Origin of the sequence: Nonomuraea sp. K271, assembly GCF_009908215.1 — a bacterium.
Taxonomy (GTDB): Bacteria; Actinomycetota; Actinomycetes; order Streptosporangiales; family Streptosporangiaceae; genus Nonomuraea; species Nonomuraea longispora.
The window spans coordinates 1-6,596 of the sequence record NZ_JAAAHR010000280.1; the positions used below are offsets into that span (position 1 = coordinate 1).

Annotated in this window: 7 protein-coding genes; 4 read left to right on the top strand and 3 right to left on the bottom strand. The window is 72.7% G+C overall.

Annotated features, from left to right (window positions below; all coding sequences use genetic code 11):
- Together GUY59_RS45320 and GUY59_RS45325 are read left to right on the top strand one after the other, a co-directional pair.
- The coding region (locus tag GUY59_RS45320; protein ID WP_161715070.1) for an AMP-binding enzyme at positions 1 to 533 on the top strand (533 nt) is incomplete at its 5' end.
- 41 nt (positions 534 to 574) lie between these two features.
- Complete coding sequence (locus GUY59_RS45325) at positions 575 to 1,726, top strand: cytochrome P450 (protein WP_138208469.1); 1,152 nt, start codon at positions 575 to 577, stop codon at positions 1,724 to 1,726.
- A 9-nt stretch (positions 1,727 to 1,735) separates the two neighbouring features.
- On the opposite strand, the gene GUY59_RS45330 is transcribed toward GUY59_RS45325, so the two are convergent.
- On the bottom strand, positions 1,736 to 2,644 hold the full coding sequence (locus tag GUY59_RS45330; RefSeq protein ID WP_138208468.1) for a cyclase family protein: 909 nt from the start codon (positions 2,642 to 2,644) through the stop codon (positions 1,736 to 1,738).
- Positions 2,645 to 2,672: 28 nt separating this feature from the next.
- Here GUY59_RS45330 and GUY59_RS45335 point away from each other — a divergent pair, with 28 nt between their 5' ends.
- Positions 2,673 to 3,833 carry a serine hydrolase domain-containing protein gene (locus tag GUY59_RS45335; RefSeq protein ID WP_138208467.1) on the top strand — a complete coding sequence of 387 codons (1,161 nt, stop codon included), beginning with the start codon at positions 2,673 to 2,675 and terminating at the stop codon, positions 3,831 to 3,833.
- A gap of 10 nt (positions 3,834 to 3,843) precedes the next feature.
- Here the strand turns inward: GUY59_RS45335 and GUY59_RS45340 are convergent, their stop codons facing one another.
- Together GUY59_RS45340 and GUY59_RS45345 are read right to left on the bottom strand one after the other, a co-directional pair.
- Positions 3,844 to 4,581 (bottom strand): SDR family NAD(P)-dependent oxidoreductase, encoded by a 738-nt coding sequence (locus GUY59_RS45340; RefSeq protein WP_138208471.1) that lies wholly within the window; start codon positions 4,579 to 4,581, stop codon positions 3,844 to 3,846.
- Entirely contained in the window at positions 4,581 to 5,252 is a 672-nt protein-coding gene (locus GUY59_RS45345) for an isochorismatase family protein (protein WP_252375260.1), read from the bottom strand. The genes GUY59_RS45340 and GUY59_RS45345 overlap by 1 nt, the downstream gene beginning before the upstream one ends.
- Before the next feature lie 230 nt (positions 5,253 to 5,482).
- Here GUY59_RS45345 and GUY59_RS45350 point away from each other — a divergent pair.
- Positions 5,483 to 6,596: serine/threonine-protein kinase (locus GUY59_RS45350; protein ID WP_330849308.1), on the top strand; the 1,114-nt coding region annotated here is incomplete at its 3' end.

A 6,596-nucleotide genomic window follows, 5' to 3' on the forward strand; every position in this document is an offset into this window, starting at 1 on the left:
CGCTGGTCCAGGTACGGTTGCTGGCGCCGGACGGCGTCGAGGTGCCGGTGGGCGAGGTGGGGGAGATCTGCGCGCGGGGCAAGACCCTCTTTTCCGGATATTTCGCCCGACCCGACTTAAATGCGGCTAAGTCAGCGTACGGCTGGCACCACACCGGCGACCTCGGCCGCCGCGAACCCGACGGCACCATCACCTTCATCGGCCCCAAGCTGCGCATGGTCAAGTCAGGGGCCGAGAACATCTACCCCGCCGAGGTGGAGCGGGCGCTCACAACACATCCGTCGGTGGCCGACGCCGCCGTCATCGGGGTGCCCGACCCCGTCTGGCAGCAGGCGGTCAAGGCCGTCGTCGTGCTCCACCCGGGCGCGGCGGCGACGGGCGAGGAGCTCATCGGGCACGTCAAGGCGTCGCTGGCGTCGTACAAGAAGCCTCGGGAGGTCGTGTTCGTGGACGGGATCCCGAAGCGCGGCCCCGCACCCGACTACGACGCCCTCGACGCCACGCACGGCGGAGGCGGCTATCCGGGCGACTAAAGTGCAATCGCACTATCAACTGATGGTTTACTATCATATTTATGCGACTTCCCATCGAACGCCACCCGGAACACCCCTTCGACCCGCCCGCCGGTCTGCGCGGGCTGCCGGCGATGAGCCGCCTGGAGTTCGCCGACGGCCACCTGGGCTGGCTGGCCACCACCGACGCCGCGGCCCGCACGGTGCTCGGCGACCCCAGGTTCAGCGCACGCCAGGAGCTCAAGCACGTCGCCACGCACTCCTCACGTCCTGGCGGACCCGGCCACGCGGCTCCGCCGGGCTTTTTCGGCACCATGGACCCGCCTGAGCACACCCGCTACCGCCGCCTGCTCACCGGCCAGTTCACGGTGCGCAGGATGCGCCTGCTGGAGCCGCGCATCGAGCAGATCGCCGCCGAGCAGCTCGACGCCATGGCCGCCGCCGGGCCACCCGCCGACCTCGTGACGGTGTACGCGCTGCCGATTCCGTCCATGGTCATCTGTGAGCTGCTCGGAGTCCCGTACGCCGACCATGACTTCTTCCAGGAACGCAGCTCCCAGCTCGTCATCCCCGGCGGCGACACCGCTGCTGTCGGCGACCTGACCGCCTACCTGCACGAGCAGGTACGGCGCAAGCGCTCGGCGCCCGGCGACGACCTGATGAGCGGCCTCACCGCCGACCTGACGGACGAGGAGCTGACCAACCTCGCCCTGCTCCTGCTCGTCGCCGGCCACGAGACCACCGCCAATATGCTGGCCCTCGGCGTGTTCGCGCTCCTGAAACAGGGCACGCCCCCGGAGTCCGTCTCGGACGACGCCGTCGAGGAACTGCTGCGCTGGTTGTCGATCCTGCACCAGGGCGGGCCGGCCCGTACCGCGCTCGAGGACGTCGAGGTCGCGGGCGAGCTGGTCAGGAAGGGCGAGACCGTCGTCCTCTCCCTGCCCGTCATCAACCGCGACCCGTCCGTCCACGACGACCCCGAAACGCTCCGGCTCGACCGCGGCGGCGCGCGCCGGCACCTGGCGTTCGGCCACGGCGTGCACCAGTGCCTCGGGCAGCAGCTCGCCAGGATCGAGCTGCGCATCGGCTACCGCGCCCTGTTCGAGCGTTTCCCGGGGCTGCGGCTGGCCGTCCCCGCGACCGAGGTGCCGCTGAAGCACGACGCCACGGTGTACGGCGCCACCAGCCTGCCCGTGACCTGGCCCACGAGCTGACGAGGGCGGTCACAGGACGGCCAGCGGGGTGAGCGGGCTCCCGGTGCCGCCCTCGATCCTGAGCGGCGCCGCCACGAACACGAAGTCCGTACGCCCGGCCGCGCCCAGCTCCTCCAGCCAGAGCATCTCGATCAGGTGCACGCCGTGCCGGTGGAGGAGGATGAGGTGCAGGTCGTCGCCGAGGTCTTCCTCGGCGCGACCGCGCGCGTCGAGCCCGCCGATCGCGGCGTTGTCCGCGGCGACCGCCGCGACGTCGTGCGCGGCCAGCCACCGGCCGGCCGAGGCCGACAACCCCGGCTGGCCCGACCAGTACTCCTCGCGCGAGCGTTCCCACACCAGCGGCCAGCCCGTACGGATCACCGCGACGTCCCCCGGCCGCGGGGTGGCGAGGCCGGCCAGCAGGTCCGCCGTGATCCGGTGATCGGGTGGCAGGTGGTCGAGGCCGAGATGGCGGGGCACGTCGAACAGCACGCCCCTGGCGACCACCCCGCCCACCCGCTCGATGCCGCAGCGGGTGGCGCCGTAGGAACGCACCCGGGCCGCCGGGTGGCCGTTGTAGAGCTCGTCGCCCGACCACATGTGGCACAGCGCGTCCATGTGGGTCGTGGTGCCGTGGTGGCTCACGACCAGCGCGTCGTCGGCCACCTTCAGGCCCTCGCCGATGGGCCGCGCCCCGGCCGCGTAGTCGCCGCCGTCCACCGACATGAAGTGCTGCGGCAGCGGGCGGCCCGGCAGGTGCGGGACCGTCGTGGGCGCGGGCGAGGAGGTGGCGCCCCTGATCGGCATGGCCAGGCTCAGCACCTCGCCCGTGGTGGCGCTGCGCAGCGCGTCGAGCACCACGGCGGGGGTGAGGAGGTTGAGAGTACCACGCTGATCATCTGGGCCGAATCGTCCCCAGTTGTTAGGCTCGTCTACCACTGAGCTCCCCTTTCTCCGCGGAGGTCTGATGCACTGCGATCCCCGGTTCTCCGGCGTACGCGAGGTCTTCGAGCGCCATTTCTCCGACGGCGAGGAACTGGGCGGCGCCCTGGCCGTCTACTTGGACGGCGAGCTGGTCGTCGACCTGTGGGGCGGGGTCGCCGACCGGCACACCGGGCGGCCGTGGCAGCGGGACACGCCCGCGTTCGTCTACTCCTGCACGAAGGCGTTCACCGCCGCCGTGCTGCTGCAACTGGCGGAGCGGGGTCAGGTGGACCTCACCGCGCCGGTCGCCGACGTGTGGCCCGAGTTCGCCGCCGAGGGCAAGGCGGCCGTCACGGTCGAGCAGGTGCTCACCCACCAGAGCGGGCTTCCGGTGATCGAGGATCCCGTGCCGGTCGAGGAGTTCGAGGACCACGCGGCGATCGCGGCCCGGCTCGCCGCCCAGGCGCCGCTCTGGGAGCCGGGGACGGCGCACGGCTACCACGCGCTGACCTACGGGTTCCTGCTGGGCGAGGTGATCAGGCGGGTGACGGGCAAGACCGTCGGGGACCTGGTCGCCGCGGAGATCGCCCGCCCTCTGGGGCTGGAGCTCTGGATGGGCGCGCCGGACAGCGTGATCGCGCGTACGGCGCGGCTGCAGGCGGGCGAACGCGCCCAGGCACCCGCCCCCACGGAGGCCGCGGCGGGCGGGCGGGCGAACGACGTGCTGGCCGAGGTGACCAGAGCGGCGCAGGACCCACAGAGCCTGATGAACCGGGCGCTGGGCAACCCCGGCATGCGCCTGCTCAAGGGAGGCGCGAACCATCCGGTCATCCTGCGCGCCGGATGGCCGGCGGCGGGAGCCGTCGCCACGGCGCGGGGGCTGGCCGGGTTCTACCGGGCGCTGATCGCAGGCGAGCTGCTGCCTGCCGGCGCGCTGCGCGAGGCGATCCGTCCGCGCGTGAGCGGCCCCGACCGGGTGCTGCTCCTGGACACCTCGTTCGGGCTCGGCTTCATGCGGCCGTCGCTGACGTTCTTCGTGCCGTCGGCCGGCGCGTTCGGCCACACCGGCATGGGCGGCTTCATCGGCTTGGGCGACCCCGAGCGGGGCCTGGCCGTCGGCTACGTCATGAACAGGATGGCCGCCGCGCTCTCCGGCAACCTGCGCGGCGTGCGCCTGGTGGAGGCCGTCTACCGGGCCCTGTGACCGCATGGGCTCAGTGCATGGTCACGCCGCCGCTCACCGACAGGATCTGCCCGGTGATGTAGGCGGCGCGGTCCGTGCACAGGTAGGCGACCAGGCCGGCCACGTCGGCCGGCGTGCCGAGGCGGCGCAGCGGGATGCCGCGCGCGATCTTGCCGACGAGCTCCGGCTCGGCCTGCGTCACCCTCCTGAGCATGGGCGTGTCGGTGGGGCCGGGGCAGACGACGTTGGAGGTGACCTGGGCTCTCGCGGCCTCGCGGGCGAGCGTCTTGGCCAGCCCGAACAGCCCGGCCTTCGTGGCCGCGTACGCGGCCTCGCCGCCCGAGCCGGCCCTCGCGCCGTCGGAGGAGACGAACACCAGCCGCCCCCAACCCCTGCCGAGCATGCCGGGCAGCAGGAGCTTGGTGAGCAACATCGGACCGCGCAGGTTGACCTGCCACATGAGGTCCCAGCTCGCCGGGTCGCTCTCGACGAACGGCTGCACGACCGACACCCCGGCGTTGTGCACCAGGATGTCCACCGGCCCCACCGCTTCGCAGAACGCCTCGACGGACGGGGGCGCGGCCAGGTCGACGGGCGCCGCCCGCGCGCCGGGCAGGCCGGAGGCGACCTTCCCGGCGTTCGGCAGGTCCACGTCGGCGACCACCACCAGGGCGCCGAGCGCGGCCAGGTCGGCGGCGACGGCCGCGCCGATCGCGCCCGCTCCTCCGGTCACCACCGCGACGCGGCCGTCCAGGCCCAGCCCGTCCATCATGCGCCCGTCCGCCCTGTCTCCGTCATGCGCCCGTCCGCCCGGCTTCCGTCAGCCCGGTCTCCGTCAGCGCGGTCTCCGTCAGCGCGCGCCCAGGTTTCGGTCAGGTCGGCTGTGGCGGCGCGGGTCGCGAGCAGGCCGATCGTGTGCCTCATCACGGCCCGTGCGTAGTCGTCGGGGATGCCCGCCACCGCGTCCTTGACCACGGTGACCCGGTACCCCAGGTTGACCGCCTCCAGGGCCAGCCCGGGGATGCCGAGGTTGAGCGAGACCCCGGCAGCGACGACGGCCGTGACGCCCAGCGAGCGCAACGTCATGTCGAGCGAGGTGCCGGTGAACGGGGAGAAGCCGTGGTGGCTCTCCAGGTCGCCGGCGTCCCGCAGCTCGGGGACGACCTCGGTGGCGGGCGTGCCCTCCAGCATGTGCCCGGGGTCCTTGAGCAGGGAGACGATGAACGGGCAGTTGCCGGTGTGGGAGCCGGCCCGGTCGGGGCGGAAGGCGGCCGTGCAGTGGATGACGGGGATCGCGGCCGCCCTGGCGGCGTGGAGGAGGCGGGCGGCGTTGCCGATGACGTCGTGACGGGTGCACGCCTCCACCAGCTCCGGAAATCTCGTGAGATCGCCGACGACGCCCCGCTGCATCTCCATCGTGAGCACGGCTACCCGCTCCACCGGCGACCTCCGCACATTGGTGAGCCGAGCGCTTGCTTGGGTGTCGTCGGTCAGCATAGCACCCGGCACTCCCCCGTCATCCGCGATTGACGTCGGGCGAAATTTCTGGACTCGTGACAACCGGAACCCCGGGTGAGACCGTCGAATCGAAGACGGCTGCCTGATGGGGGTAGGACTTGGTCCCTGGTTACCGTGAAGTACGCCAGCTCGGCGCCGGCCGTACCGGCCGCGTGTTCCTCGCCACCTACCAGCAGACCGGCGCCTACGTCGCGATCAAATATCTGAACGCCACGCTGCGCCGGGACACCGAGTTCATGGACCGCTACCGGGCCGACACCCACGAACTCGTCGAGATCGACGACCCGAACGTGGTCAAACTATACGAATACGTCGAGACGCAGGCACGGGCCGCCATCGTCATGGAGCTGGTGGACGGCATCACGCTGCGCACCCTGCTCACCGAGCACCGAAGGATCAGCCCGGAGGCGGCCCTCGCCGTGCTGAAGAGCACGCTGCTGGCCCTGGGCGCCGCCCACGAGCGTGGCGTACCGCACCGCGACGTCAAGCCGGACAACATCCTCGTCCAGGCCGACGGCACCGCCAAGCTGGCGGACTTCGGCGTCGTGGTGCACGCCGAGGAGCCCGGCGTGCCCGCGGGCAGCCCCGAGTACATGGCGCCCGAACTGTGGACCCAGGGCAGGGCGGGCCCGCCCGCCGACGTGTACGCGGCCGCGTGCGTCCTGTTCGAGGCGGCCAGGGGGCGGCCACCCTACCGGGCGTACAAGGAAGGCGAGAACGGCGAGCTCGACGTGCCCGCGCTGCGGGACGAACACCTGGTGGAGCCGGTGCCCGTCGAGGTCGCCCCCGACACGCTGCGCGACCTGCTCAGGCGAGGGCTCGCGAAGGACCCGGCGCTCCGGTACGCCTCCGCCCGGCAGTTCGCGGCGGAACTGGAGGAGGACGCCGTCGCCGCGTACGGCCCCGACTGGGAGAAACGCGGACGCCGCCACCTCGCCGAGCTGGCCACCCTGCTCGCCCTCCGCTTCCCGCTGGCCAGGACCGACCACGCCGCGACGGCCGCGTCCCGCATCCGCGACCGCATGCCGCGGGTGCCCCGGCTGCCTCCGCACCTGTGGGTGGCGGGCGCCACGGTGGTCGCCGTGGCGATCTCGCTCATGATGTCGGGCGGCCGGCTGCCCCCCGGACCGGGCGCGATCCTCATGCCGCCGCCGGAGACGCAGAGCGTGCAGGAACCGACCCCCGCCGACGCCACCACGCCCGGCCCGGCCAGGTCGTCCGCCGCTCCCCGGCGCACCACCGCCGGGCCCACGCCCACGCCTCCCC